This is a genomic window from Afipia sp. GW821-FHT14H12 (assembly GCF_058803465.1).
This window is the reverse complement of record NZ_JBXAOZ010000001.1, coordinates 644,923-671,322: the sequence shown is the minus strand read 5'-3', so window position 1 is coordinate 671,322 and position 26,400 is coordinate 644,923. Positions and strand designations below refer to the sequence as shown.

Genomic DNA, 26,400 nt, shown 5'->3' with positions numbered 1-26,400 from the left:
TTAGGTTTTGACACGGATTATCCATGAGCGACCCGAACCGCAGAGATCATTGGGAGAATATTTACGCGACAAAGGGCGAGAGCGAGGTTAGCTGGTTTGAGAAGAATCCTGCGCCATCGCTCGAATTGATAGGCTTGGCGCGATTGACGCCTGACTCCACCATTTTGGATATCGGAGGGGGTGCCTCACGTCTTGTAGATAGCCTAGTCGCTCGCGGGTTTCGGCACGTGACGGTGCTAGACCTTTCCAAATCTGCGCTGGATACCGCCAAAGCACGTCTTGGCGATAGGGGTGGACAAGTCCGGTGGGTGGTTGCGGATGTCACGACATGGGAGCCATCACAAAATTACGATCTCTGGCACGACCGTGCGGCGTTTCATTTCCTCACGGATGAGGTCGATCGAACCGCCTATCTCAAGCGGCTGACGAAAGCTCTCAGGCCCGGCGGTCATATTATCATCGGCACCTTTGCTCTCGATGGCCCGGAGCGTTGCAGTGGTTTACCCGTCAAACGCTATGACGCCGACAGCCTTGCCGTTACTCTTGGGGACGAATTTGAACTGGTGGCGACCCGATCGTATGCGCATTGCACCCCTTGGGGTGCCATGCAGCACTTCTGCTTCAGTATCTTCCGCCGCGCATAGGGGGACCGTGCCGCAGTACCTAAGAATTGTACGACAGCGGGGTGTCTAATACATCAAGTACGGGGCATGCTGGAGACGCATCGCCGCTACATTGAGTGATTGTTGCGGCCAGAATGTTTTCGAGTTTCGTGAGGTCGGCCAGTTTGGCTCGAACACTGATGAGATGGGCGCTGGCGATCTCTTTGACTTCCGCACATGACCTTTGAGACGGGACCGCGAGCGTGAGGAGCGCTCGGATATCTTCAATACTGAATCCTAACTCGCGCGCGCGGCGGATGAATGCCAAGCGCCGGACATGTCCATGCTCATATGCGCGATGACCGGCACCGGTACGATCGGGCGACGGCAGGAGCCCGATGCGCTCATAGTAACGCACCGTTTCAAGGTTGACCCCGGCCGTACGGGCCAGTTGTCCGATGGTGACGCCTCGCGGTTTTGTGAACATTCTGCGATTGAACCTGTAGTTCCTACGGGTGCGATCCTGACCGAAGTCGGACAGGAGCACTAGCCATTGGCCCTAACAAATATGGATATCGGACCTGCGCACCGCGTCGCCAAAACCCCGGCCCCTGCTGCGGGCTGGCTTGCTGGAATAGGCGCCACAGTTGGCTTCGGCGCACTTGCCGCATCGTCCTGTTGTGTGCTGACGCTGGCGCTTGCCGGCCTTGGGACTGGCGGCGCGGTATTCAGTGGGCTGGAGATGCTGGCCAACTGGCGACTATTTCTTCAAGGCAGCGCCGCGCTCGTTCTGCTCGCGGCATGGTGGGTATTTCTTCGGCGGCGTTCGGTGGTCGCCTGCGGGATTGGCGAATCTTGCGCTGCCCGCACTGCCTCGAGGAGTACACGGTTGGTTCTTAGTCTGGGTACTGCGTTCGTCGTGCTCTCACTTATTTGGGAGCCCTATATCGAACCATTCCTGCTCAAGTTTATTAGGTGACCGCGATGCAACTGCAGTCAACGCTTACGTGCCAAAATTGCGGCTATCGCGCGACCGAAACTATGCCAACAGATGCTTGCCAGTTCTTCTATGAGTGCAAAAAATGCGGTACGCGGTTGAAGCCGAAAGTCGGTGATTGTTGTGTATTTTGCAGTTACGGCTCCGAGCCGTGCCCCCCAATCCAGGCCGTGCGCGCCGGTGAGATTGACACGTCAACTTGCTGCGCAAAGTAAGGATGCACCAGACGACCTGCCATTTCGGTGAAGGCGCCACCCTCGCGTAAACCTGGTTGTCACAGGGAGGTGGTTCTCAATCGGAGCGCATTGCCCACGACGCTGACTGAAGATAGTGCCATCGCCGCCGCAGCAATGATGGGTGAAAGCAGCAATCCGAACGTCGGATAGAGTACACCGGCCGCGATCGGAATTCCGGCAGCGTTGTAGATGAACGCGAAGAACAGGTTCTGCCGGATGTTGCTCATCGTCGCTTCGGAGAGACGGCGCGCGCGAACGATTCCCATCAAGTCGCCCTTAAGAAGGGTTACTCCCGCGCTTTCCATCGCGACGTCAGTGCCGGTGCCCATCGCGATCCCAACCTCGGCTGCGGCAAGGGCAGGGGCATCATTTACACCGTCGCCGGCCATTGCGACGATGCGACCAGATTTCTGCAGCTTGCTGACGACTGCACTCTTCTGGTCCGGCAGCACCTCTGCCTCCACATCGGGGATGCCGAGCCGCTTCGCGACCGCATTTGCCGTCGTTCTATTGTCGCCGGTCAGCATAATGACCTTGATGCCTTCTGCCGCCAGCGCCTTCAAGGCATCGGGCGTCGATTGCTTCACTGGATCGGCGATTGCAAAGAGTCCCGCCAACTTTCCATCGAGTGCGATATTGATCACGGTTGCACCTTCACCGCGCAGGATTTCGGCTTGTGGCTCCAACGTTTGTGTCTCGACACCTAACGATTTCAAATAGGCCGCATTACCAAGCAAGACAGATTTGCCATCCACCCTGCCGGTCACGCCTTTGCCTGTCGGCGAGTCGAATTCCTCCACATTGATCAATGTCAGATTCCGCTCTTTCGCCGCCCGTACAACGGCATCGGCCAGCGGATGCTCGCTGGAGCGTTCGACACTGGCCGCCAATCGCAGGAGTTCATCTTCTTGAAATCCCGCGGCGGAAACGATGGAGACGACCTTTGGCTTGCCTTCGGTGAGAGTGCCCGTTTTATCGACCACCAGGGTGTCGACCTTCTCGAGACGCTCCAACGCTTCAGCGTTCTTGATCAACACGCCAGCATGGGCGCCACGCCCGACGCCAACCATAATCGACATCGGCGTGGCCAGCCCGAGGGCGCACGGACAGGCGATGATCAGAACGCTGACAGCCGCCACGAGACCGAACGCCAGGCGCGGTTCGGGCCCGAAAATCCACCAGGCGGCGAAGGCGACAAGCGCCGCGACGATGACTGTTGGAACGAACCATCCGGCAACTTGATCCGCCAGCCGCTGAATCGGCGCGCGCGAGCGCTGCGCTTGCGCCACCATCTGCACGATCTGGGACAACATGGTATCGCGCCCGACCTTCTCGGCCCGCATCACGAAACTGCCGGATTGATTCAGGGTGCCTGCGATGACCTTGGCGTCGGTCTCTTTGGTGACGGGCATGGACTCTCCAGTCACCAGGGATTCATCGAGCGATGAGCGCCCCTCAAGAATAATGCCGTCGACCGGCACTTTTTCGCCGGGACGGACGCGCAGTTTGTCACCCACGTTCAGGCCGTCGAGCGGGACTTCATGATCGGTGCCGTCCTCTGCAACGAGGCGCGCCGTCTTCGGAGCGAGGTCGAGTAGAGCCTTGATCGCTCCCGACGTTGCCTCACGGGCACGCAATTCGAGCACCTGGCCCAGTAACACCAGAACGGTGATCACGGCCGCCGCTTCGAAATAGACGGCAACGGCACCATCGTGTCCGCGAAACGCGAGCGGAAAGATCTGCGGGGCGACCGTGGCTACGACGCTGTAGACGTAAGCGACGCCGGTCCCCATCGCGATCAGGGTGAACATGTTGAGGTTGCGGGTCACCAGCGACTGCCAGCCGCGCACGAAAAATGGCCAGCCCGCCCAGATCACGACCGGTGTCGCCGAGACGAACTGAATCCAGTTCGACAACGCTTGGTCGACCCAGCCGTGGCCGCCGACCAAATGCCCGCCCATCTCAAGGACGACCGCAGGCAGGGCGAACACCAAGCCTACCCAGAACCGCCGGGTCATGTCCGCTAATTCGGGATTCGGTGCGGCGTCCAGCGTTGCCACTTCTGGCTCCAGAGCCATACCGCAGATCGGGCAGTTGCCGGGACCGATCTGCCGGATTTCCGGATGCATCGGGCACGTGTAGACGGTGCCTTCCGGAACAGGTTCCTTCGGTGCGGCCTTGGACTTATCGAGATACGTTTCGGGGGCGGCGGTGAACTTCGTACGACAGCCGGCCGAGCAGAAATGGTAGGTGTGACCTTGGTAATCGAACCGGTGCTTGCTCGTCGTCGGATCGACGGTCATCCCGCAAACTGGGTCCACGACCTTTCCGTCTCCCGCAACGGGATGGTGATGATGCTCATGAGCGTCGTGATCATGACCATCATGACCACCACCGCAACAAGCTGCTTTGGTTTTGTCGGGGCCCGGTGCCGCGCTTGCCTTCGAGGAGCAGCCGCATTCGCCCTTGGAATTAGCCTTTTCCGGACTGCTCATCTAAGTCTCCTGGGGACTTGCAACTCATACCCTATGGGGGTATATAGGACAAATGCGCAAAGACATCAAGACTTCGTGCCAGAAACGTCTCAGCCGGATTGAGGGCCAGGTCCGCGGTCTCGCCAAGATGGTGGATGAAGACCGGTACTGCATCGATATCGTAACGCAGATCTCCGCCGTTCGTGCCGCTCTGCGCCGCGTTGAGGAAGAGGTGCTGAAGGATCATGTCGCCCATTGCGTCGAGCACGCGATTGCGAGTGGCGACAAGGCGGATCAGCGCCGCAAGATTGCGGAGTTGATGGCGGTGGTGGGACGGGCGGAACGATAAGCTTTAGGTTCCATCTAGGCGGCATAAGGATTCGCGACTATGATTGCAAATTCGGATACGGCAAATCGAAAGCATTAACGCGTTAATGTTGCTCGGACTTACCAGGACGCAACGGAGGAAAGCAGGGTGGTTTGTCGCCCTAGCTTATCTGTTTTGCGTGATGGCGCCGACGCTGTCCTTCGCCTTGCCCGGCAGTCAGGCTACTCCTTATTGCCTGACCGATGGGGATCATGTGCCGGGCATGGTCCACGTGCACAACGATCACGCGCACAGTGAAGGCGTGATCCATGTCCATAAGGATGGGCATGCTGATCATCATTCCAGCATCCAGACCCACGCTGGTTCGTCCGCGGATCATGATGCGAACCTTGTTGCGTTGAAGAGTGATGCCGGCTCGACAAAGACGCCGCATTCGGCGGATGGAAAGTGTTGTGGCCTGATTTGTGTCACCGCGCTCCCTGCGCCGACGCTCCTCGCCGTGGCACAACCGTCGGTGCCGAAGGCCATCCAGGCTTCCGACAACCATCGGAAGCTGGCGGATAACGCGCCCCCTCAGCTTTATCGTCCCCCCAATTCCTGACCTGACAACAGCGTGACGCGGCGCCGTACCCGTTTGGGGTACGCGCACCTGTGGTCCATCGTCAGTTCAGGAAACATCTATGTCAGCGCAAATTGGGGCGATCGTCGCCGCCGTTGGTTCGGTGGTGTGCGGAATATTCGGAAGAACATTTAGGGCATTCGCAGGGGTGGTTTTGGCAGCCATCACACTGGGCGGCTGCACGGTACCGACAGTGCCGCTCGTCGGCGCAGACCCCGCTGATGCCGGGGCAAGAGTCGCGGGCGTCGGCTACCGGTCGACCGTCGCTCCTTATACCAGCCTTCGCCCGACCACGCCTACCGGCTGGACGGAGCAGAACCAGCGCGTCGCCCCGTCACCGAAATCCGGCCACGAGCATTAGGAGCGCGTCATGAAAATTATCCGTGGCGTGCCGCCGCATCAGAGCCTCCTCCGAAACAATCGGTCGGCGTTGGCGCTGACCGTTTCCCTCCTTCTTTCCGGTTGTGCGACGTTCTCGCCGGATCGTGGAATGGGCGTCGTCGCCGATGTCGCCGATCATACGATCAAGAAGGACGTGATCGCGATCCACTCCGTGGATGAGGCACAGCGTGCGGATGCTGCTGTGAAGCAACTGCTGCGCCGGACGCTCAACGTCGATACTGCCGTTCAGGTTGCGCTGCTTAACAATCGCGGCTTGCAGGCTGCATACAATGAATTGGCCTTGGCGGAAGCCGATCGTGTCCAGGAAAGTCTGCCGCCCAATCCGACGTTCTCGGTCTCGCGCATTTCGGGCAACGGCGCCACCGAGATTGAGCGCCAGGTCGTGGGAGATATCCTCGCACTTGCGACGCTGCCGTTCCGATCCGAAATCGCGAAACAGCGCTTCCGTCAGGCACAGCTTCGCGCCGCACTGGAAACACTCCGCCTTGCCGCCGACGTCAGACGTGCTTACTACCGCGCGGTAGCCGCGAACGAACTGGTCGGCCTTCTCAGCGACGCCAAGGCCACCGCCGAATCCACCGCGCAATTGTCGAAGAAGCTTGGCGAGACCGGCTCCCTCAACAAGCTCGATCAGGCACGCGAGCAGGTCTTCTATGCGGAAACCACGGCGGACCTTGCGACGCTGCGTCAGGAGGCGACGAGTTCGCGCGAAGTTCTGGCGCGGCTGTTGGGCCTGTGGGGCGGCGACCTGAATTTCAAACTGCCGAGCCACCTACCGGCCTTGCCGCCACGCCCGCGAACCTTGCCGCGCATTGAGGTCGACGCCGTTGAACACCGTATCGATCTGCAGGTCGCCCGCGTCGAACTCGACGCGCTTGCGAAATCCCTGAACCTCACCAAAGCCAGCCGATTCGTCACGATGCTGGATATAGCCGGCATCGATCGGAAGACACGCGATCCGGAAGGTGCACCATTCCGCGAACGCGGATTTGACATCCAGTTCCAGATTCCGATCTTCGATGGCGGCGAGGTGAGAGTCCGGCAGGCCGCGGAGACCTACAACCGGGCTTTTAACCGTCTGACCGAGAAGGCCGTCAATGTTCGGTCCGAAGCGCGCGACGCGTATCGCACCTATCGCTCGTCCTTTGAAATTGCCAGCCAGTATCAACGCGAGGTCCTGCCGCTGCGCAAGATCATCACGGAAGAGATGCAACTGCGCTTCTCAAGCATGCAGGTCGACGTCTTCGCGCTGCTGACGGAAGCGCGTCAACGCATTGCTTCGTTGCGTGCGGCCATCGAAGCCAAGCGCGCCTTCTGGTTCGCACAGTCCGACTTGCAGACCGCCGTCAACGGCGGCGGTTCTGGAGAAACACCGACGGAGTCCCGTCCGACGACGACCGCCCAGGCAGGCGGCGGCGGAGGCCATTGATGGAGGCTAACATGCTATCGCGAAGAGGGTTTCTCGGGACGGCCGCGCTGGTTAGCGCGAGCGCCGTTAGTGGCCGCGTGCAGGCGGCGAACATTCCGGAAGCACCTATCATGGACAAGGTGACGATGCAGCCGCCGCTGCATCCAACCAGCGGTCCGGACTATCGCCCGGTTGTCACTCTCAACGGTTGGTCGCTGCCCTGGCGGATGAACGGCGACTGGAAGGAATTCCATCTTGTCGCGGAGCCTGTGGTGCGAGAGTTCGCCGACGGCATGAAGGCGTATCTTTGGGGCTACAACGGCCAGGCTCCGGGGCCGACGATCGAAGCGGTCGAAGGCGACAAGGTCCGTATCTTCGTCACCAACAAGCTACCCGAACATACGACCGTGCATTGGCACGGCATGATCGTGCCAAACGGCATGGACGGCGTCGGCGGGCTCAACCAGCCACACATCAAGCCCGGCAAGACCTTCGTCTACGAGTTCGAGATGAAGAACAGCGGGACGTTCATGTACCACCCGCACTCCGATGAAATGGTGCAGATGGCAATGGGCATGATGGGGATGGTCATCGTGCACCCCCGCGACCCGTCGTTCCGTCCTGTGGATCGCGACTTCGTCTTCATCATGAGCACCTACGACATCGATCCCGGCACCTATCTGCCGAAGGTCAACGAGATGACCAACTTCAACATGTGGACCTGGAATAGCCGGGTGTTTCCTGGGATCGATCCGTTGCCAGTCCGTCTCGGCGATAGGGTACGTGTCCGGATCGGCAATCTCACGATGACCAACCACCCCATCCATCTCCACGGACACCACTTTGCCGTCAGCTGCACCGACGGCGGCTGGGTTCCTGAAAGCGCGCAATGGCCGGAGACGACGACCGACGTACCTGTCGGCGCGGTTCGCGCGTTCGACGTCGTCGCCGACAATCCCGGCGACTGGGCGTTTCACTGCCATAAGTCGCATCACACCATGAACGCCATGGGCCATGACATGCGCAACATGATCGGTGTCTCGAAGAAGGACTTGGCGAAAGCGGTCGGCAAGCTGGCGCCTGACGCCATGGTGATGGGATCGACGGGTATGGCGATGGGCGAGATGGAGATGCCCGCGCCGGACAACACGTTGCCGATGATGACGGGTACCGGACAATTCGGACCGATCGAGATGGGCGGGATGTTTACGGTGATGAAGATCCGCGAAGGCATGGCCCGCGACGATTACAGCGATCCCGGGCCCTACAAGAATCCGCCCGGCACCGTCGCATATGAAGTCGATGCTCCGGCCGCGGAGCCGGTCCGACCGGAGAACGGCAAAAACGATGCGGGCGCCGCAAAGATGAAAGGCATGAAGGGCATGAAGATGAAAGGGATGTGAACTGACGACAATGCAAAAACGAATTGTAATCCAACCAAGGAGATTGACATGAAAGCACTTCATCGAACCGGCGTCGCATTGTTCGCCACCATGCTTATTTCGGCGTCGGCATGGGCCGGACCAGGACCCGCCGGACATCACGATGAGACCTATTCGGCTGGTGAACCCGGAGATGCGACAAAGCCCGCACGGATCATTCAGGTCACGATGGGTGAACCCGACGGCAAGATGACGTTCATGCCAGCCAACATCGAAGTGAAGAAAGGCGAACAGGTCAAGTTTGTGATTCGCAACAATGGCGAGCTGGAGCACGAGTTCATTCTCGCTACCACTGCGGAAAACCTGAAGCACGCTGAGGCCATGAAGAAGAATCCGGACATGGAGCACGACGATCCGAACGGCATACGCCTAGCGTCGAAGAAGACCGGCGAGATCGTTTGGAAGTTCACAAAGAGCGGCACATTCGAATATTCATGCCTGATCCCCGGTCACCGCGAAGCGGGAATGATCGGCACGGTCGTCGTCAAGTGAATCGATGACATTTACCATGCAGGAAGATGCCATGGGGCAACGCCTGATTGACTGTGTGCCGGACGACAATTGGCACACGGCGATGGGGGCTTTTGCCGACGTCCACTACGAACAGACTGCAATTTACGACTCTAAGAAACAGGGCGAGCGCTCGAGCCATATTCTTTTGCGGCGCGAAGGCATTCCCTCAGCGGGGTCCAGGATTGGTCTCTATCTCGTGCCTTATCTCGGTCGCGGCATGGCGCTTGTTCGCTTCGCGCCGTTCTGGCGCCCTTTCGACGATGCGCCTGACCCGGAGCGTTATCGGACAGCAGTGGCAGCTTTGGTGGACGAATATTGCCGACGACGAAAGCTTTACCTCGTCGTGCGTCCGCGACCACATCCCGACTTCTATCCAATCGAAGCGCAAATCCTGACCGATATGGGCCTCGCAAGCTCCGCGTCATCCATGCTTGACCGCTATTTTGTCGATGCATCGCTCGACGAAGCGGAGCAGCAGAAGAGCCTGGATCAACGATGGCGCTATAATCTCCGCAAGGGCCTTGCGCATGGTCTCGAGGTTCGAATCGGTGACGCTCCGGGCGACATCAAGACGTTTCAGGACATCTATGCCGAGATGGTTCGGCGCAAGAACTTGAATTATCCCGGCGTCGATCTGCCAGCATCCATTCCGGACCTGATGCGGCTTCCGGAGCGCATGAAGATGCGCATCGCGCTGGCGTATCATAAGGGAAGGCCGATCGCCGGAATTGCGTTCAGCGTGGTGGGCGATCTTGCCTACTACGTCTTCGGAGCGACCAGCGACGAGGCCACCTCACTCAACGCCGGATATGTCCTGCAATGGCACGCCCTGCGTTGGCTGCGGGAACACGCAAAGGTGCGCTGGTACGAACTCGGCGGTCCTGGTGATCCGGGAATCCGGCAATTCAAAAAGGGGCTCGCGGGCAAACGAGGTGTTTTGCTTGCCGTCCAAGATTTTCACTACTGCCTTGACGTAACCGCGCGTGTGATCGTGAAAGGATTGTTCGTTCTCCGCGACGTGCGCAACACGGTTCAGCGCTGGCAGCGTGGAAAGAAGGCCTTCCGAGAGAAGGCGCAGTAACTGAAGAGGAGTTAAAAATGAAAACACGCAACATCATAGCGGGAATTGCCGCGATCGCTTTCGCCTTGTCGTCTTCCGCTGCATTGGCGCAGACGGACATGGTGAAGGGTGAAGTCAAAAAGATCGACGAGTCCGCTGGCAAAATCACCATGAAGCACGGCCCGATCAAGAACCTCGATATGGACGAGGACGGCATGACGATGGTGTTCCGCGTCCAAGACCCGGCGATGCTCAAACAGGTCAAGGTCGGAGACAAGGTGCAATTCCAGGCCGAGCGGGCAACAGCTGGTATCACCGTTACCAAGATCGAGAAGCAGAAATAGCACCCGACAATTCGACGCCGCCTTACGTCGGCGGCGTCGAATGCGGCGGAGTAGAAGTTCGCATGGAAGGTGACAGCGTTGGAAACAGAACAAAATTACGCCAGACCGCAGGGGCTGCGATGAGCCTCGTCATGCCGCGTCCGCCCATATCGAAGCCAACGGAGAGAGCGATCGCAAAAGAGAGAGAAGCGTCGCCCGCCAAGCGTGATCTCCGGCTGGATCTGTTCCGTGGATTGGCGAACTGGGCGATCTTCCTGGATCACATTCCGAACAACTTGGTTGCCTGGGTGACCACGCGAAACTACGGCTTCAGCGATGCGGCGGACGTTTTCGTGTTCATTTCCGGCTACACGGCGGCGTTTATCTATGCACGCAGGATGGCCGCGCAGGGATACCTTGCGGGGACGGCACTGCTGATCCGCCGGGTGTGGCAACTTTATATGGCGCATGTTTTGTTGTTCGTGTTCTACGCTGCAGCCATCGGTTACGTGGCGCAAGACTACGGACATTCCCACCTGTTGGATGAGTTCAACGTGGCCGGACTCATCAAGCAACCGGTGGCGACGCTCACGCAAGGGCTTCTTCTCAAGTTCAAGCCACTCAACCTGGACGTCCTGCCTTTGTACATCGTGCTGATGGCTGGATTTGCGCCGTTGCTGATGCTGATGATGCGAGCTCCGGACGCGGCGCTGGCTGCGGCGATCATGGTCTACGTATTGGCGCGTCATTTCGGCTGGAATTTCCCTGCGCATCCTTCCGGCGGGTGGTACTTCAATCCTTTCACATGGCAGCTTCTGTTCACGATGGGCGCTTGGGCGGCATTGGGCGGCGCCTCCCGGGCACAGGCGTTGGCTCGCTCCCGAATGATCCTGACCGCGAGCGTGGCTTTCGTGGTTTTCGCGTTTGTCGTGACGGTCGGCGCTCGCCTTGGCCTATCGACGTTGTTGCCTATGTTCGATGTTCTCAGTGAGAAAACCAATCTTGCCCCCTACCGGATCCTTCACTTTCTGGCCCTTGCCGTGATCGTGGTTCGCCTCGTTCCGCGAAACTGGAAAGGTCTAGATTCAAAACTGGCTCGCCCGGCCATCGTGTGCGGGCAGAGATCGTTGGAGGTGTTCTGTACAGGGATTTTCCTGTCGTTCGTCGGGCATTTCATTCTGGAGATGTATTCGGACCGTCTGCTCACCCAAATCGGAGTGAGCGTTGGCGGAATTTTACTGATGACGGCCGTCGCGTATTATCGGACGTGGTCCCGAACTCTTGACGCGCGTTCTCCCAAGGCATCGGTCACGCGCCGCGATAGGCCGGAAAAGGGAGAATGAATGATGCCCTACTGGTCATCGCGGTTTACGGCGTCGGCGGCCTTCTTGGGAAGAAGGATGAGGCAGCTCGGGCGTTTAAAAGGCAACCGGGAGCACGCCTGCGATCCATGGTCCACATGTGCAGCGATTGGGTTTGAGCGAGGTCTCCATGATTGCCCTTCCATATGACTACTTCTGGATCGCCTGGTTCGTCCTCGCGGCCGCATCCACGGCGTACGTTGCATTCGACTGGAGGGCCCGCAAGCCTGGCAAATGGTTGGTGCACTGCCATATCCCGCATCACACGGCGAACAATAATGTCGAGCAGCACGGCGGTGGAGGTCTGATGCTCGTTCTCGACGTGAAATGAAATTTCCCTTCACCACAACAGGAAAACAAATGTCGAAGACTTCAACGGCCATCATTGCATTGATCGCAGCAATCTTTTCAAGCGGAGCAGCCCTTGCTCATCCACAACTCGAGAAGTCCGAACCTGCCGCTGGTGAAACGATGTCATCGCCGAAGGTAATCAGGATCACTTTCAATGAAGTTGTGATACCGAAATTCTCCGGCATCGAAATCAAGGACAAGGCTGGCCGAACCATTGCAACCGGAAAACCCCAGGCGGATCCGGCTGACAAGAAGCGATTGGTGGTGCCGCTGAAAGAGGAATTGGCTTCGGGCGAGTACAAAGTCGATTGGCACGCCGTCTCGGACGATACCCATCGCGTCAAGGGGACTTACTCCTTCAGCGTGACCCGCTGATGATCGAGGTCGGACTCGTCATCGCGCGGTTCCTGCACTATCTGGCGACGACGACGCTCGCAGGACTGTCGTTCTTTCCGCTCTATGCATATGCAGGGGCCGAACCGGAAGCTTTGGCCCGCTGGCGGGCGAGAGTGCTTCTGTGGACCGCGATTGCAGCTTTGTTGAGCGGTCTTTGCTGGTTCGCGTTTACGGTCGCAAACATGAGCGGCGACATAAGCGATCTCGCCAATACGGAGACGGTGTGGACGGTCGTCCACGACACCGGTTTCGGTCACGTCTGGACGCTGCGCATGCTTCTTGCGGGCTTCACGGTTGGCGTGGCGGCTTGGGGTCTCCGTTCGAAAGTGGCGGCGCATTACGAAAATTGGATGATGCCGTTCCTAGCTGCCGCCCTTTTGGCATCGCTGGCCGGGACGGGGCATGCCCAGATCGAGGAAGGGTGCGCAGGCGTCATTCACGTTGTTGCCGACGCTGCGCACCTTCTTGCCGCCGGAGCCTGGCTCGGCGGCCTCATTCTCCTAGCGCTGATCCTGCATCGTAGCCTCGAGATGGACCTGAACGTCGGTCCGAAGGACGTGGATCGAATTCTGATGCGGTTTTCCGGCATGGGATATGTCGCGGTCGCCGCGTTGATCGGGTCGGGCCTCGTCAACGGCTGGTTTCTGATCGGATCGTTTTCCGGATTGCTCGACACGCCGTACGGCCAAATCCTGCTCGGAAAGCTTGTGTTATTCGGCGGAATGCTCGCGCTCGCGGCCGCGAATCGGTTCTGGCTGGTACCATCGATGCGCAAGCTCCGAACGGACACGGCCGAGGAATTGACAAGATGGTCCGCAAGACTGCGCAACCATGTGCTCGGAGAGCAGGTCTTGGGGTCGGCGGTTCTCCTGGCGGTGAGCATCCTCGGCATGATGCAGCCGGCTGTCGGGTAGTGACAATGGATTCACGCAAAGGGATGATCGATGGATCGTTTGCAGTCCGAGCCAATCCATCAGTGGGCCATGCTGCCTACGGGCCGACTTTGAAGCTGAAGTCGCCATCCGCTCTGTGCGTGTCGACTGAAAGAACGCGCCACTTGACACGGTACGTCCCCGCCCCAGCGGGCCGCAGCGAGATTGCCATCCGATTGCCACTGACACGGACTTTACCGGTATCGATGCGTTGACCGGCAGAGTTGGCGACGGTGATGGTACTGAAGGCGGCTTCAATCTTCTGGGTAAACCAGAGCGTGACCTCGCGTGGAGCCGTCGCGACAGTGTTGCCAACGCGCGGCTCGGCATGATCGAGAGACGCGTGTGCGCTGACGTCTCGAGTGGCCAGCAGAACCAGCAGAGGAACCATCGCGGCCAAAGCAATGCGACGCATGATCAATTTCCTCCGAACATTCTGGTGGGTTGCACGGCATTGCCGAAGATCGGCTTGCCGATGCCACGTGGATCGATATCGTCGAGATAAAAGTGCAGTTGGGCAATCGCGCCAACCGCCGTCCCGCTCTGTCGGTTGATCGGGATCAAGGCCTCTACGCCAATCTGAAAGGTATTGCCGACCCAGATGAATCCGGGATTGATCGTCCCCGTCGTCCCCGTCCCGGATGTGAAAGTATTGCCAACCGGGGTCTGGAAGGCTACCTCGACAAGCGGGATGAACCGATTGATCAAATCCGGCAACTTAAGATCGATGACGGCGGATTTGAGGTACGGCATGCTGTATTGCACGGTTCCGCCCCACGCCAACACCTGCGGATGGAATTCAGTATCGATCGTCTGCGCGCTGGTGCCAGGATCGACTCCCAAGACGGTAGTGGAACGTCTGCCCGGGATCGCGTAGCCGACCTGCCCGGTAACTGCGATCGGCCGCAGCCACGACATGGTGTCGGGAAGATCACCGAAGCCTTTTCCGAAATACAACGTCGGGGTGTAGGTGTTGAATTGCTCCGCGCCGACGCTACGCGCGCCCGTTCCACCCCATTCGACGCTGAGGCCTGCCGACATCACGAACTCATGGGCAGGGTCCTTAAACATGCGGTACTTGAACGTGGTCTCCAGATTCTGAAACCCGTTTGCGCCGATCCCGGTTGGCCCGCCGAACGCACCAAGATGCGTGTATGCGGAGCCGAATGAGACTGCGAATGCCTCGGTAATTCGTTTGGAGAACTCGCCGGAAAAGTCGCGCTGTTTGACCGAGGGATCGTCGCCGGTCTTGAAGGCCGACACCGTTGGCACCGACAGTTCGTCGTTGACTCCCGGATCATCGGTGCCGAGGGTTGCCGGAAAAAAGCGGTTGCCGACGATTTCATGGGCAATGCTCCCGGTCGGAGGGATGAGCGCAATTGCGAGTCCCGGCAGGGCTGCACGCAAAAGACGGGAAGTCATTGATATTCCCCTGCTAACGTTGAAACAATGCATGGAACGCGGTCGCCAGTCGGTGTACAGAATAATCTCTTTTTGTGTTATTCGGTCGCATAAACGGTTGGCGCCGTCCCATCCTTGGCGATGGCATAAATCGTAAACGGTCCTTTCTTCTGGCCCACCATCCCTGGAGACCCGGTCGGCATACCCGGCAGCGTGATGCCGGCGATCGAGGGCCTTTCGGTCAGAAGTTTACGGATCGTCTTGATCGGCACATGTCCGTCAACGACGTAGCCATTGACGAACATGGTATGACAGCCCTGCAGGTTCTCCGGGATCCCGGCTTTGCGACTGATCTGGGCAAGGTCATTGGTGGGTTTGACTTCGACGTCAAACCCATTGTCGCGAAGGTAGGCAGCGTAGCCCTCGCAACAACTGCATTGTGGATTTTTATACAAGGTGGCGTGGAGTGTCTCGGCATGCGCTGCGAGCGGCAATCCAACCAGCGCGGCAGCAGTGGCCAGGCAGAAAGTGCGTCTGTTCATGGTCATTCTCCTTGGTCTTCGGCGTTTTAACCCACCTGCAGGACGGACATCATTCCCGACACCTGATGGTCCGTGATGTGACAATGCAACATCCACTTGCCGGGATTGTCGGCGACGAAGAGGACGTCAACGGCATCTTTCGGGGCGAGGAGAACGGTATCTCCCCATTGGTTATGTGGAACTGAAACGCCGTTGCGGCTCAGCAGTTTAAAACTGTAACCGTGCAGGTGCATCGGATGCCACCACGCGGTCTGGTTATGCATCGTCAACATGATGGTGTGACCCTGGCGCAAGGTCAGCAGCGGGGGCATGTTGGCCTGGCCGTCCCCGGTCATGGAATGACCGTTGATGCTCCAGCTGACATCATCAGCCATGTCAGACATGCCACCCATTCCGCTCATCATGCCGCCGCCCATCATACCGCCTTGCAAGTTGATCGGATGCCGTTCGGCGAGCGTAAGATCGGGTTCTGGCAAGGGATTGCCAGGAAGCGGGGCGTAACTATCGTCGCGCGCCGCGCGCGCTGACGCCGTTGCGCTATAGTTGAGATGGGTGACCGTATAAGCAAGATCCTCGTAGAAATCGTCGCGGATGGCATAACGACGTCCAGGTTCGCCGCGCAAATCGAGCACAAGGTCGATGCGCATCGCCGGCCCCAGCAAGAGGCGACCGTCGGCGGGTTGATGCGGCTCGCAGGGCTGGCCATCGACGGCGATAACCACGGGATGATGGCCTTCGAATCGAAGCGCCATGATGCGCGCCAGCGCACCATTGATCAGACGCAGACGAATCCGCTCGCCGGCATGAACCTGTTCGCCTCTCGAAACCGAGCCATTTACCGTGACGGTGTTGCCGACGCGGCCGGACATCGCCGCCTCCATGGCATTGCCGAATCCGGACGCAATCTCCGCATCCGGGGTGAGGCGCCAGTCGGCAAACATCCAGATGATATCGCGATCGACAGGATAACGTTCCGCTGCTTCGACAATGAAGGCGCCGGCCAATCCGCGGCCGAGCTGCTGCAGGCTGTTGCTGTGTGAGTGATACCAAAATGTCCCGGCGTCCGGCGGCGTGAATTCGTATGTAAAGGTCTCGCCTGGAGCGATTGGACGCTGCGTCAGATCCGGCACGCCGTCCATGTTGTTGGGCAGCCGTATGCCGTGCCAATGGACAGTTGTACTCTCCGACAGGTCATTGCGCACGATGATCCGAACAGGGCTTCCCTGCCGAACCCGGATTTCCGGTCCCGGAATACTGCCGTTGTAGCTCCAGACCTCTGTCCGGGGACGCCTCTCGCCAAGGATTGGCGACTGCGTGATCGCCGCGACGAGGTTGTGCTCCGTGGGCGGTGCTCCCGCGTGCACGGCGTGCGGAAACACCCCGGCCGCGGCGAGGCCCGCACCCGCTAGTAAAACCGTTCGTCGATCGACCATTGAATTGCAGAGTGAAGACATGCAAATCGGCTTTTCATCAGTGCGGACGTTCCGCGCGGTGGTGCGGAAGGTGCCTTGTCGAGCACCTCCCGCTTGGCAGCGGCCAGGTCGCGATCCGTCCCGACCGCTGCCGGACCCGTCAGGGCGCCGGTGTGATCGACTGGACAGTATAGGTGTCGCCGGAGCCGCTCAGGGTGAAATTCACCTTGTCGCCGGTTTTCACCTTTGAGAGGTCGACAGACGATGCAGCGGCGAACTCCATCTTCATGGCTGGCCAGTTAATGGCCGGAATCGGACCGTGATCGAAGGTGATCTTGTGGTCGGCGACGTTCAGCGCGGTGACCGTGCCGGAGGCGGTCGCGGTCTTCGCGGCCTTCGCGTCACTCATCGGCGCCATCTTTTTCATGTCGGACATGCCCGTGCCGCCTTGCGCGAATGCGACGCCGGTCTGCAGCGTCAATGCCGCGCCCAACAGTGTGGCGGTGAGAGCTCCGGCACGCGTGGCACGGTAACGGTTATCGACGAAATACATAGACATTCTCCTGTTTGGGATGACGATTTGCAGACGCCACGGCAGATGTGGATCGCAAGGTTTGGAGCGAACGAACTGAATCCGATCGGACTGCCTTCGCTCGCATTGCCGCCGCTTCCGGCGGGCAACTCTCGTAATGTCGTATCTTCGTCACCCGACTTTCTCCGCGCGGTGCGGTTCGAGCGCTGGCGTCCAACTCCGGGGCTTGGGGCCATGCTTTCCGCCGTCCTGCCAAGGCGAAATGGGCAATCCAATCCCCTTAACGACCGCAAAGATCGCGGGAATGACGACGAGCGTCAGCACGGTCGACGAGACCATGCCGCCGATCATCGGCACGGCAATCCGCTGCATGACCTCCGAACCGGTGCCCGTGCTCCACAGAATCGGCACCAGGCCCGCCATGATCGCGACGACGGTCATCATCTTGGGCCGCACCCGGTCCACCGCGCCCAGCATGATGGCGTCGTAGAGGTCGGCGCGCGTGAATTGCTGGCCGGCTGCCGATCGCTCTGCTTTTAATTCGGTCATCGCCTGCTCGAGATAGATCAGCATGACGACGCCGGTCTCGGCCGCGACGCCCGCAAGTGCGATGAAACCGACGGCGACCGCGACCGACATGTTGAAGCCGAGCCACCACATCAGCCAGATGCCGCCGACCAGCGAGAACGGCAACGACAGCATCACGATCAGGGTTTCGGCCAGTGCTCGAAAATTCAGATAGAGCAGCAGGAAGATGATCAGCAATGTCACCGGCACGACGATCTTGAGCCGTGCTTCGGCGCGCTGCAGATATTCAAATTGTCCGCTCCAGGAGACGTAATAACCCGGCGGAAATTTTACCTTCTGCGCGACCGCCTGCTGTGCCTCCGCGACGTAGCCGCCCAGATCGCGACCGGTAATGTCGACGTAGATGTAAACCGCGAGTTGCCCGTTCTCGGTGCGAATTGACGTGGCTCCGCGGGTCAATTTCACGCTGGCGACTTGACCGAGCGGGACGCTCCCGCCGGACGCCAGTGGCACCTGGACGTCGGTGCTGATCGTCTGCGGGCTGGAGCGCAGCGCGCGGGGATACCGGATGTTGACAGAATAGCGTTCCCGACCTTCGACCGTCGTGGTGACGGTTTCGCCGCCTAGCGCCGTGGCGATCACGTCCTGGACGTCGCTGATCGTCAACCCGTAGCGTCCGAGCGCCATCCGATCGGGGATGATCTCGAGATAATATCCGCCAATCACACGCTCGGCATAGGCGCTTGAGGTGCCAGGCACCGATCTGACCACCCCTTCGACTTCGCGGGCGATCGTTTCCATTTCCGCAAGATCCTTGCCGAAAATCTTGATCCCGACGGGCGTGCGGATTCCGGTCGACAGCATGTCGATGCGGGCGCGGATCGGCATCGTCCACGCATTCGAGACACCCGGAAACTGCAGCGCCTTGTCCATCTCGGCCTTGAGGCTGTCGATCGTCACGCCCGAGCGCCATTCCGACTTCGGCTTCAAATTGATGATGGTCTCGAACATTTCGGTAGGGGCCGGATCGGTGGCGGTCGAGGCGCGGCCCGCTTTGCCATAGACCGACGCAACTTCGGGGAATGACTTGATGATGCGATCCTGGGTCTGCAACAGCTCAGCAGCCTTGGTGATGGACAGGCCGGGCAGCGTTGTCGGCATGTACATCAGGGTGCCTTCATTGAGGGGTGGCATGAACTCGCTGCCGAGTTGGCGGGCGGGCCAGATCGTCACCGCCAGCGCCGCCAGCGCAAGCACGATCGTCAATGTCTTCGCTTTGAGAACCCACCGGATCACCGGGCGATAGACCCAGATCAGGAACCTGTTCACTGGATTCTTGTGTTCCGAGATGATGTGCCCGCGGACGAAGACGACCATCAGGGCAGGCACCAGCGTGATGGAGAGTAAGGCGGCCGCGGCCATCGAGAAGGTTTTGGTGTAGGCGAGCGGCCCGAACATGCGTCCTTCCTGCGCCTCGAGGGTAAAGATCGGCAGGAACGAGACGGTGATTACCAACAAACTGAAGAACAGCGACGGTCCGACTTCGCTCGCCGCATCGATGAGGATTTGTGTCCGCGGCGTGCCCGGCTCCGCGCGCTCCAGGTGCTTGTGCGCATTTTCGATCATTACGATCGCCGCGTCGATCATGGCGCCGACCGCGATGGCGATACCGCCCAGGCTCATGATGTTGGCGCCAAGCCCCATGAATTTCATGGCCGCGAACGCCATCAGGATGCCGACGGGAAGCATTAGGATGGCGACGAGGGCGCTGCGCAGGTGAAGCAGGAAGACAAAGCAAACCAAGGCAACGATGATGCTCTCTTCGAGCAGGGTGCCCTTGAGCGTCTTAATGGCAGCTTTGATGAGTTCGGAACGATCGTAGACTGGGATGATCTCGACGTCCTTGGGCAGGCTTGAGGCGATCTCCGTAAGACGCGCCTTGACGTTGTCGATCACGGTGAGGGCATTGGCGCCGAACCGTTGCAGCGCAATACCGCTGACGACTTCGCCGTCGCCGTTGAGTTCTGTAATGCCGCGGCGCTCGTCAGGACCAAGTTCGACGCGCGCAACATCCCGCAATCGAAGCGGAGCGCCCGCATCAGTCTTCAGAACGATGTTCTCGATGTCCTCGATGCCTCTGAGGTAGCCACGGCCGCGGACGACGAATTCAAACTCGGACAGCTCCACGGTGCGCCCGCCGACATCCATGTTGCTGGCCCGGACGGCGCTGCGAAGCTTGTCTAGGGAAATGCCTTGAGCGCGCAATTTCTGCGGATCGACGACGATGTTGTATTGCTTGACGAAGCCGCCGACGCTGGCCACTTCCGCGACGCCTTCGGCTTTGGAAATGCCGTACCGAACGATCCAGTCCTGCACCGACCGTAGTTCGGCAAGGGTCATGTTCTTGGCCACGACGGCGTACTGGTAGACCCAGCCCACGCCGGTTGCGTCGGGTCCAAGAGTGGGTGTCACGCCGGCAGGAAGCCGGCGCGCTACGGTGTTGAGATATTCCAACACGCGGCTGCGCGCCCAGTAGGGGTCCGTGCCGTCCTCGAAGATGACGTAAACGAAGGACACGCCGAAAAACGAGAAGCCCCGCACCACCTTCGATTTCGGCACCGTCAACATGGCGGTCGTCAACGGATAGGTTACCTGATCCTCGACGACCTGCGGCGCTTGCCCCGGATATTCCGTATAGACGATGACCTGCACGTCGGAGAGATCGGGAATGGCGTCGAGTGGCAGGGTGCGCAGCGCATAAATCCCCGCTGTGACCGCGAACACCGTCCCGATCAGGATGAGCATGAGATTCCGCGCCGACCAGGCGATCAGGCGGGCGATCATTTCGATTTTTCTCCCTCTGTAAATGCCTGCAAGGCCGATTTTAGGTTGCTTTCGGCATCGATCAGGAAGTTGGCGGCAACGACGACGCGATCGCCTTCGTGGACACCGTTGCGTATCTCCGTGAAGTTTTCGCCATGCGTACCGACCTTGACCTCGCGAGGTTCAAAACGGCCTTCGCCTTTGTCGATAATCACCACTTGCCGCGTACCCGTGTCGATGACCGCTCCGTTGGGGACGGCAACCACGGGAGCTTCGGCGCCACTCGCAATCTCAACGTCCGCGAACATATCTGGAAGCAGAATGCCATCGGAGTTCGGAAGTTCGATACGAACCTTTGTGGTTCGCGTCTGCGTGTTTACCTGGGGGTAGATTAAGGCGACGGATCCCTTAAACTCCCGACCCGGGAGACTCCGGAGCTTGATCGTCGCTGCCGCGCCGATCTTCACCGCGTCAATATCCTGCTCGGCGACGTCGGCGATCACCCAGATCACGGAGGTGTCGGCCAGCCGAAACAGCACGTCGCCCGGCATCGCCCGCATGCCCTCGATCGCCGTTCGTTCCAGGATCACGCCATCGCGCGGGGCCGTCCAGGTTATGGTCAGCGGGACCGTTTTGGTGCGATCGATTTCGGCGATCACGTTGGCGGGTACGGCTAGGTTCTCGAGCCGCCGCCGTGCGCCCTCGATTAGTTGCTTGCGCCCAGCAAGATTGGCCGTTCCACCGCTGTCGCTGACGATGGATAGGTATTGGGCACCCGCAGCCGCCACGTCCGGCGAATATAGTCTCAGTAACGGTTGCCCCTTGGTGACGTGATCGCCTGTCGTGACGTTCTCGACGCTCTCGATGAACGACTGTGCTCGCAACGAGACGACGGCCACGCGTCGCTCATCGAGCTTGATCGTTCCGGGCGCACGAATGGGCCGTGTCACGGTGCGCAGGGAGGCAGGTTCCGATCGGACGCCGGTGCGCTGCAGCTTGCCCGGTGAAATCTGGATCGTGGAGGCGTCGTTCTCACCTTCGTACACGGGGATGTAGTCCATCCCCATCGAGTCCTTCTTCGGAACGGGAGAGGTGTCGGGCAGGCCCATCGGATTGCGATAGAATAGAATCCGCTTGGCTCCGGCGTCCTGGGTTGGCGCCGCAGTTTCCGAAGGGTTATCGAAGCTGACGTCTTCGCCGGCATGGACTGCGATATACGGACGCCCGTCCGGTGTCGTCCTAGCGTTCTTGGTATAGAGCGCCTTGCCGTCGGGGTCGCGGTAGTAAATGATCGGACCGGTTGCCGCGACCTTGGCGGACTGGGATCCGAGGAGGGCTGCGACACGAAGCGGGACCCAGCCCGGCAACGTTTGGTTAGAGTGGCCTAGTCGATAGCCAACCCCCAGCATTGCGACAAGTGCACTTGTTGCAAGAGCAACGAGGACGATCCGTTTCGCGGTCGATCTTCCGGGTCGGGCGTGGCGCGTTACATGTCCATCCTCGAATGGATGGTAATTCGTCAACTTGTCCATCAATGGTGTGCCCCTGACGCCGCTTGCGCGGAAGAATGCAATTGGACCCTGTGGCGGTCGCTCGACGAAGATCGCCTTCAGGAGGCGAACGCGCGCCGTCACCTCCGCCCAGGATGATCTGACGATCCTTCAATCCCGACGAACCATTGCCCGGACTAGAGATAGTTCGTCGGCAAGACGAGCTATCGGTTAGTTCGCGCCGAATACCGAACCGGTTACAGGTTCACGACGACGTGAAAGCTTCGCCCAAGTGGTCTCTCGTGCAGCGAGAATGATCGTTGCGGAGGAGGAGCGATCCACGGCAGCTAGTTTCATCCGCGACCGTCTTTTTGTTGCGGGGTATTCTGCTTGTCGTGACGCTCGTTGCTGGATTTCATCATATGATTGCAGCTTTCGATCATTTGCTGCATTTGGCCCATCATGTTCATCATTCCCTGTGAGCCGTTGCCCATCATGGATTGATTGGTTTCCGTTGGGTTCTTCGGTGGCGTTGACGTTTCGTCCGCCTGGACGGCGGCGGAAACCGCCACGGACGCCATCAATGCGAGCGGGATGAGAGTGGGGACCTTCATCTTGAAGCCTTTCCAAAGAATGGCTCGCGTCAATGGTCAACGCGAGGTGCGGTGCGGTTTGGTGCAGACTGCGACGCTTCACGTCGGTTGCATCCCGAGACATTGCCACGAGAACATACGTGCACGATGCACATCGCCAGGCAGGGGAGCGCTGGCAGCAGGAACGGTCCGATGCCCGACGCAACGAGCCACGGCCAACCGAGCGCGGCTCCGGCAAGCAACGCGGATGCGGCTAGAACCAGCGACGGCGTGCGGTTGCGAAAACCAAACGCGCCGGGAATCCGACGGCGCAGATCTCGTCGATCCAAGGCCGACGTCAAGCATGTCATAGTCACTTCTCCTGCCCGGCACGACACCTGCACCTCAGGCGCCTGCTTAAGAGGCGAGTGTCATTCATTAGTTCGCGAAGGGGCGTATGCCGGTTACAAGCTCACGCTCTCGTGAAATCGAGCGATTTTCTCGACGCGGACAAACAGGTGATGTGCCGTCTTCCTTCGTGGCTGCGCTCATAAGCGCCTCCGCGACCTTCAGCACTCACGTTGGTATGGATGGAGTAAGAATTTGGTCAGTCCACCGGGTACTGCCAGCGCGGCCAATGCCAGCCTTACCAACGCAGCAGTTTGGGGCCCAGCACGGCGCCGGCGACCGTACACAAAACGATCGTGCCCCCATACCAGAGCGCAATGAAGGGAAGCAGATCATCCATGCAATGCAAAGCATAGGCGGTCGCGCTGACGCCACCCGCGACCAGCCCGGCCAGCGCACCGGTGTGGACCAAATCCGTCGGGGCCGCGAGGCGGACTGCCGCCATGATTGTGGTGAATGGTACGACCGCCACCGTAGGGACGGCGATTAGGCATTCGAGCCAGTAACTGCCGAACACCATGGTCTCCCAGTGTGACCGTGGTGCCGTGGCAAGACTCATGGCCGCGATGATCATGGCGGCGAGAAACGGCAGGACGGTGAGGACGAACTGGACCTGGAATTCGCCGCCGGGGCGGATGAACTTGACCAGATAATGCGAGGCCAAAATCACGACCGACAAACTGAAGGACAGTTTCGCGACCAGGAAGACTTGGGCGTGCATTTCATAGAGGTCGGTGCGAACGCCAAGGACAAAAACCACCACCAGCAGGGATGCCGCGGCTCCTATCAAGATTGCAATCCGGACATTCCGGACGACCTCTCGCGTATCGACCGGATCGACCTGCGAGCTAAGCATGGAAATCAATTCGTTGGTTTTCACGTCTTTGTCTCCCGAGCAATTAACGCGGTGAGTATCTTTAACCCACGGTGAACATTCACTTTGACGGCGGATTGCGACATCCCGCTACGATCGGCGGCCTCTGCTACGCTCAAGCCTTCGAGTTTCACGTATTGGAGCGAAAGTCTCATTCGTTCCGGCAACCTTTCCAGTAGTTTGGAAAGGTCGAATTGGCTTTCTGCGGCGGCATTGTCGTCCGATGCCAGGATGTTGTCGGCGTTTTCTAACGGTACGTCCGCCGTCGTGGTTCTGGTGCGTCGCAAATGGTCGATCAGCTTGTAGCGGGCAATGGCGTACACCCACGGCGTCAGCGGTTGCTCCGGATCGTAAGTGTGACGTTGCGTATGGATGACGATCAAGGCCTCCTGCACGAGGTCTTCAGTTTCTTCGGCCGTGCGCCCGGATCGCAAAAGCCTGCTCTTGTAGTAGCTTCGCAGATGTCCGCTCAAAGCAGTCAGCAGCGATCGATGCGCATTGGAATCGCCCTCAATGCTCGCCATCATGAGTGCTTTGAGGTCGGACTCCTTTGTCATCTTCCCCTCATTGGATTCGAACGGAGAATGCCCGCGGTTACACGCTCACGGGATCGTGAGTGCAGTGACCGCGACAGGCGGAGGTCAAGAGACATCACAAAAAGAAAGCACATCGGCATGGCTGCACGATCAGACCATTCAACGCTTCGATCCTACCCAGGACTATAGCGTGCCTTTGGCGGGGGCAAGCTGCGGCATCGCAACGAAGCCATCGGCCATCGGGTAGTTCTGCGAATGGTTCTGGATGAAGACGGCGCTTGTGGCGATAGACCTCGCTGTCGGCGTTATCCGGCCTAGACCCGGATCTGAAGAATAAGGAAGCTGCAAGAGGGGCACGTCTCGGTCGCCGCTTCCGCCCGGCTCCAAGGTATGCGGTCGCGCTCACATCTCCTTGACCTGTAACCCGTGCGATCTCTCGTTCGAACTCATCAACATGCGATCCATTCAGGATCTGACGATCAAGCCGAACCGGGAGACGAAAATGGGTAAATCAAGCCGGATTGCATTTCTGTCGCTGTTGCTGATCGCTGCCGCATCGCCAAGCTTGGCGCACACGGATGGGATCGAAATGGGTTCGGCTCTCCGAGCCAAGCCCGCGGAGCGGACGGCTCCCGCAGTCTCGCGCGGCGGCTGGGTCGGTGCCTTGCGGTCGCGCCCGAAAGCTTGCAGCTATCGCGGCGGACCGAAAACGGGCATGTGGTCGTGCGAACGAACGTACGATCTTATGAACGGCGCAAGCCTTCGTTGAACTGATTCCCGGGTGTGCCCATCGCCGTTGCATGACGGCGCCCCTCCGGAACGAAGCCGCATTGTGAATCTTTTATGCGGGATGGCGATTCAGTATGCAAAGTTCGATTGCGGCGATGGTTGCGAGGACGCCGCCCACCGCAAGATGCACCTGCATCGCCATGACATCGTCGTTGAAGCTGAGGATCCAGGGACATATCGCCAGCCAGGAGCCGATCGTGAGATTGATCCATTCTTCCGACTCAAACATCGCTGGAATGGAAACCGAGTCGAACAGATCGGCGATCGAAAAGAGGGCGATGACGACTATGGCAGTACCCGCCATCCATGATGTGTGCCATCCGAGTTGCGACTTGAACCCGAATAACCATGGCGACAGGATCAAGAACCCGCCCAATGCGAAATTGATGAAATCGATGAAGGCTTCCGTCTTTCGATTTCGCCTACTCATGTCGACCTCCCTTCACGAAGGCCACGCAACAGCTGTGAAGAGTATAGTCTCGTTTCCTTAAATGTTCCATTCTTTCAACGCGTATGTTGCGGAGACCTCCCGATTGCAAATTCGATGCTGCTTGTAACCGTTCGGCCTCTTCGTCCGAATTGGTGTCAAAGGCGATGAGCTGGATTCGCGGTTGGGCGAGATTGCCCGCCGCCCCGAGGAAGGTTGCGGCCTCCCATCGATATGTCGCCGTGATCAACGACAACGTCGGCTTGTGAGGCTCGATGTTCGTCCAAGTTCGTCATGATGACGTCGGTGGCGCATTCCGTAGCCCGGCAAATGAGGTGAAGCATGATGCAACTGAGTGACGTTTGATCAGGGACAACGCGATTTCAAGGTATGTGCGGCGTGCCATTCCCTCGAGCCGCGCCACAACATAATGGTATCGAGCCCGCCAAGCAGGTGAAGACGGAATTCGGCCAGGCAGCTAAAGGCAAAGGCCGTGACGAGACCGGCGGGGGCGGGTGTTAGTTTGTTTTCGTCTTCCGCCGACTGCGACGAGGAATAGCCGTTAGACGAGAATCGGCTGAGACGAATGCTCATATGTTTGTTGAGCGATTAGAGTTATCCG

Annotated in this window: 28 protein-coding genes; 15 read left to right on the top strand and 13 right to left on the bottom strand. The window is 59.2% G+C overall.

Translation table 11 applies throughout. From position 1 onward, the window contains the following. Positions 1–23 precede the first annotated feature (23 nt). Positions 24–644 carry a class I SAM-dependent methyltransferase gene (locus tag AC1RNA_RS03340; protein ID WP_492950250.1) on the top strand — a complete coding sequence of 207 codons (621 nt, stop codon included), beginning with the start codon at positions 24–26 and terminating at the stop codon, positions 642–644. A gap of 19 nt (positions 645–663) precedes the next feature. Here the strand turns inward: AC1RNA_RS03340 and AC1RNA_RS03335 are convergent, their stop codons facing one another. Then, a complete protein-coding gene (locus AC1RNA_RS03335; RefSeq protein WP_492950249.1) occupies positions 664–1,089 on the bottom strand; it encodes a MerR family transcriptional regulator in 426 nt (141 codons plus the stop codon). 66 nt (positions 1,090–1,155) lie between these two features. On the opposite strand from AC1RNA_RS03335, the gene AC1RNA_RS03330 reads away from it, so the two are divergent. Both AC1RNA_RS03330 and AC1RNA_RS03325 read left to right on the top strand, forming a co-directional pair. Continuing rightward, positions 1,156–1,581 carry a mercuric transporter MerT family protein gene (locus tag AC1RNA_RS03330; protein WP_492950248.1) on the top strand — a complete coding sequence of 142 codons (426 nt, stop codon included), beginning with the start codon at positions 1,156–1,158 and terminating at the stop codon, positions 1,579–1,581. Between the two features lie 5 nt (positions 1,582–1,586). Next, positions 1,587–1,814, top strand: coding sequence for a GDCCVxC domain-containing (seleno)protein (locus tag AC1RNA_RS03325; protein ID WP_492950247.1), 228 nt, complete (start codon positions 1,587–1,589; stop codon positions 1,812–1,814). Between the two features lie 59 nt (positions 1,815–1,873). Here AC1RNA_RS03325 and AC1RNA_RS03320 read toward each other — a convergent pair whose 3' ends face one another. Beyond that, positions 1,874–4,330: a heavy metal translocating P-type ATPase gene (locus tag AC1RNA_RS03320; RefSeq protein WP_492950246.1), complete on the bottom strand. Its 2,457-nt coding sequence runs from the start codon at positions 4,328–4,330 to the stop codon at positions 1,874–1,876. A 52-nt stretch (positions 4,331–4,382) separates the two neighbouring features. Between AC1RNA_RS03320 and AC1RNA_RS03315 the strand changes: the two genes are divergently transcribed. From AC1RNA_RS03315 to copD, 12 genes are all read left to right on the top strand, one after another. Next, positions 4,383–4,658, top strand: coding sequence for a metal-sensitive transcriptional regulator (locus AC1RNA_RS03315; RefSeq protein WP_492950245.1), 276 nt, complete (start codon positions 4,383–4,385; stop codon positions 4,656–4,658). 85 nt (positions 4,659–4,743) lie between these two features. After that, on the top strand, positions 4,744–5,238 hold the full coding sequence (locus AC1RNA_RS03310; protein ID WP_492950244.1) for a hypothetical protein: 495 nt from the start codon (positions 4,744–4,746) through the stop codon (positions 5,236–5,238). A gap of 79 nt (positions 5,239–5,317) precedes the next feature. After that, the gene (locus AC1RNA_RS03305) at positions 5,318–5,617 is read left to right on the top strand and encodes a hypothetical protein (protein WP_492950243.1); all 300 of its coding nucleotides are present in this window, start codon (positions 5,318–5,320) and stop codon (positions 5,615–5,617) included. Between the two features lie 9 nt (positions 5,618–5,626). Next, the gene (locus AC1RNA_RS03300; protein ID WP_492950242.1) at positions 5,627–7,087 is read left to right on the top strand and encodes a TolC family protein; all 1,461 of its coding nucleotides are present in this window, start codon (positions 5,627–5,629) and stop codon (positions 7,085–7,087) included. An 11-nt stretch (positions 7,088–7,098) separates the two neighbouring features. After that, positions 7,099–8,469 (top strand): multicopper oxidase family protein, encoded by a 1,371-nt coding sequence (locus AC1RNA_RS03295; RefSeq protein WP_492950241.1) that lies wholly within the window; start codon positions 7,099–7,101, stop codon positions 8,467–8,469. Positions 8,470–8,517: 48 nt separating this feature from the next. Beyond that, the gene (locus AC1RNA_RS03290; protein WP_492950240.1) at positions 8,518–9,000 is read left to right on the top strand and encodes a cupredoxin domain-containing protein; all 483 of its coding nucleotides are present in this window, start codon (positions 8,518–8,520) and stop codon (positions 8,998–9,000) included. A gap of 4 nt (positions 9,001–9,004) precedes the next feature. Beyond that, positions 9,005–10,102, top strand: a complete 1,098-nt coding sequence (locus AC1RNA_RS03285) for a lipid II:glycine glycyltransferase FemX (RefSeq protein WP_492950239.1) — start codon at positions 9,005–9,007, stop codon at positions 10,100–10,102. A 17-nt stretch (positions 10,103–10,119) separates the two neighbouring features. Further along, positions 10,120–10,425 (top strand): copper-binding protein, encoded by a 306-nt coding sequence (locus AC1RNA_RS03280; RefSeq protein ID WP_492950238.1) that lies wholly within the window; start codon positions 10,120–10,122, stop codon positions 10,423–10,425. 119 nt (positions 10,426–10,544) lie between these two features. Beyond that, entirely contained in the window at positions 10,545–11,747 is a 1,203-nt protein-coding gene (locus tag AC1RNA_RS03275) for an OpgC family protein (protein WP_492951172.1), read from the top strand. A 148-nt stretch (positions 11,748–11,895) separates the two neighbouring features. Next, the gene (locus AC1RNA_RS03270) at positions 11,896–12,096 is read left to right on the top strand and encodes a multicopper oxidase domain-containing protein (protein ID WP_492950237.1); all 201 of its coding nucleotides are present in this window, start codon (positions 11,896–11,898) and stop codon (positions 12,094–12,096) included. A gap of 29 nt (positions 12,097–12,125) precedes the next feature. Then, positions 12,126–12,491, top strand: coding sequence for a copper homeostasis periplasmic binding protein CopC (gene copC, locus AC1RNA_RS03265; RefSeq protein ID WP_492950236.1), 366 nt, complete (start codon positions 12,126–12,128; stop codon positions 12,489–12,491). Then, on the top strand, positions 12,491–13,426 hold the full coding sequence (copD, locus tag AC1RNA_RS03260) for a copper homeostasis membrane protein CopD (RefSeq protein ID WP_492950235.1): 936 nt from the start codon (positions 12,491–12,493) through the stop codon (positions 13,424–13,426). Before copC ends, copD begins: the two co-directional genes overlap by 1 nt. A gap of 76 nt (positions 13,427–13,502) precedes the next feature. On the opposite strand, the gene AC1RNA_RS03255 is transcribed toward copD, so the two are convergent. The 11 genes from AC1RNA_RS03255 to AC1RNA_RS03205 all read right to left on the bottom strand — a co-directional run bounded on the left by AC1RNA_RS03255 (position 13,503) and on the right by AC1RNA_RS03205 (position 25,781). Then, a complete protein-coding gene (locus AC1RNA_RS03255; protein WP_492950234.1) occupies positions 13,503–13,859 on the bottom strand; it encodes a copper resistance CopC family protein in 357 nt (118 codons plus the stop codon). A gap of 2 nt (positions 13,860–13,861) precedes the next feature. After that, positions 13,862–14,851: a hypothetical protein gene (locus tag AC1RNA_RS03250; RefSeq protein ID WP_492950233.1), complete on the bottom strand. Its 990-nt coding sequence runs from the start codon at positions 14,849–14,851 to the stop codon at positions 13,862–13,864. Positions 14,852–14,943: 92 nt separating this feature from the next. Then, the gene (locus AC1RNA_RS03245; RefSeq protein WP_492950232.1) at positions 14,944–15,387 is read right to left on the bottom strand and encodes a DUF411 domain-containing protein; all 444 of its coding nucleotides are present in this window, start codon (positions 15,385–15,387) and stop codon (positions 14,944–14,946) included. 26 nt (positions 15,388–15,413) lie between these two features. Further along, complete coding sequence (locus AC1RNA_RS03240; RefSeq protein WP_492950231.1) at positions 15,414–16,841, bottom strand: multicopper oxidase family protein; 1,428 nt, start codon at positions 16,839–16,841, stop codon at positions 15,414–15,416. A gap of 118 nt (positions 16,842–16,959) precedes the next feature. Next, positions 16,960–17,352, bottom strand: coding sequence for a copper-binding protein (locus AC1RNA_RS03235; protein ID WP_492950230.1), 393 nt, complete (start codon positions 17,350–17,352; stop codon positions 16,960–16,962). A gap of 150 nt (positions 17,353–17,502) precedes the next feature. Beyond that, positions 17,503–20,703 (bottom strand): efflux RND transporter permease subunit, encoded by a 3,201-nt coding sequence (locus tag AC1RNA_RS03230; protein WP_492950229.1) that lies wholly within the window; start codon positions 20,701–20,703, stop codon positions 17,503–17,505. Further along, positions 20,700–22,214, bottom strand: coding sequence for an efflux RND transporter periplasmic adaptor subunit (locus AC1RNA_RS03225; protein WP_492950228.1), 1,515 nt, complete (start codon positions 22,212–22,214; stop codon positions 20,700–20,702). Before AC1RNA_RS03225 ends, AC1RNA_RS03230 begins: the two co-directional genes overlap by 4 nt. 311 nt (positions 22,215–22,525) lie before the next feature. Then, positions 22,526–22,786 (bottom strand): hypothetical protein, encoded by a 261-nt coding sequence (locus AC1RNA_RS03220; RefSeq protein ID WP_492950227.1) that lies wholly within the window; start codon positions 22,784–22,786, stop codon positions 22,526–22,528. Between the two features lie 604 nt (positions 22,787–23,390). Further along, a complete protein-coding gene (locus AC1RNA_RS03215) occupies positions 23,391–24,032 on the bottom strand; it encodes an NrsF family protein (protein ID WP_492950226.1) in 642 nt (213 codons plus the stop codon). Beyond that, the gene (locus AC1RNA_RS03210; protein WP_492950225.1) at positions 24,029–24,583 is read right to left on the bottom strand and encodes a sigma-70 family RNA polymerase sigma factor; all 555 of its coding nucleotides are present in this window, start codon (positions 24,581–24,583) and stop codon (positions 24,029–24,031) included. The genes AC1RNA_RS03215 and AC1RNA_RS03210 overlap by 4 nt, the downstream gene beginning before the upstream one ends. Before the next feature lie 820 nt (positions 24,584–25,403). Next, positions 25,404–25,781, bottom strand: a complete 378-nt coding sequence (locus tag AC1RNA_RS03205) for an SPW repeat protein (protein ID WP_492950224.1) — start codon at positions 25,779–25,781, stop codon at positions 25,404–25,406. Positions 25,782–26,400 lie beyond the last annotated feature (619 nt).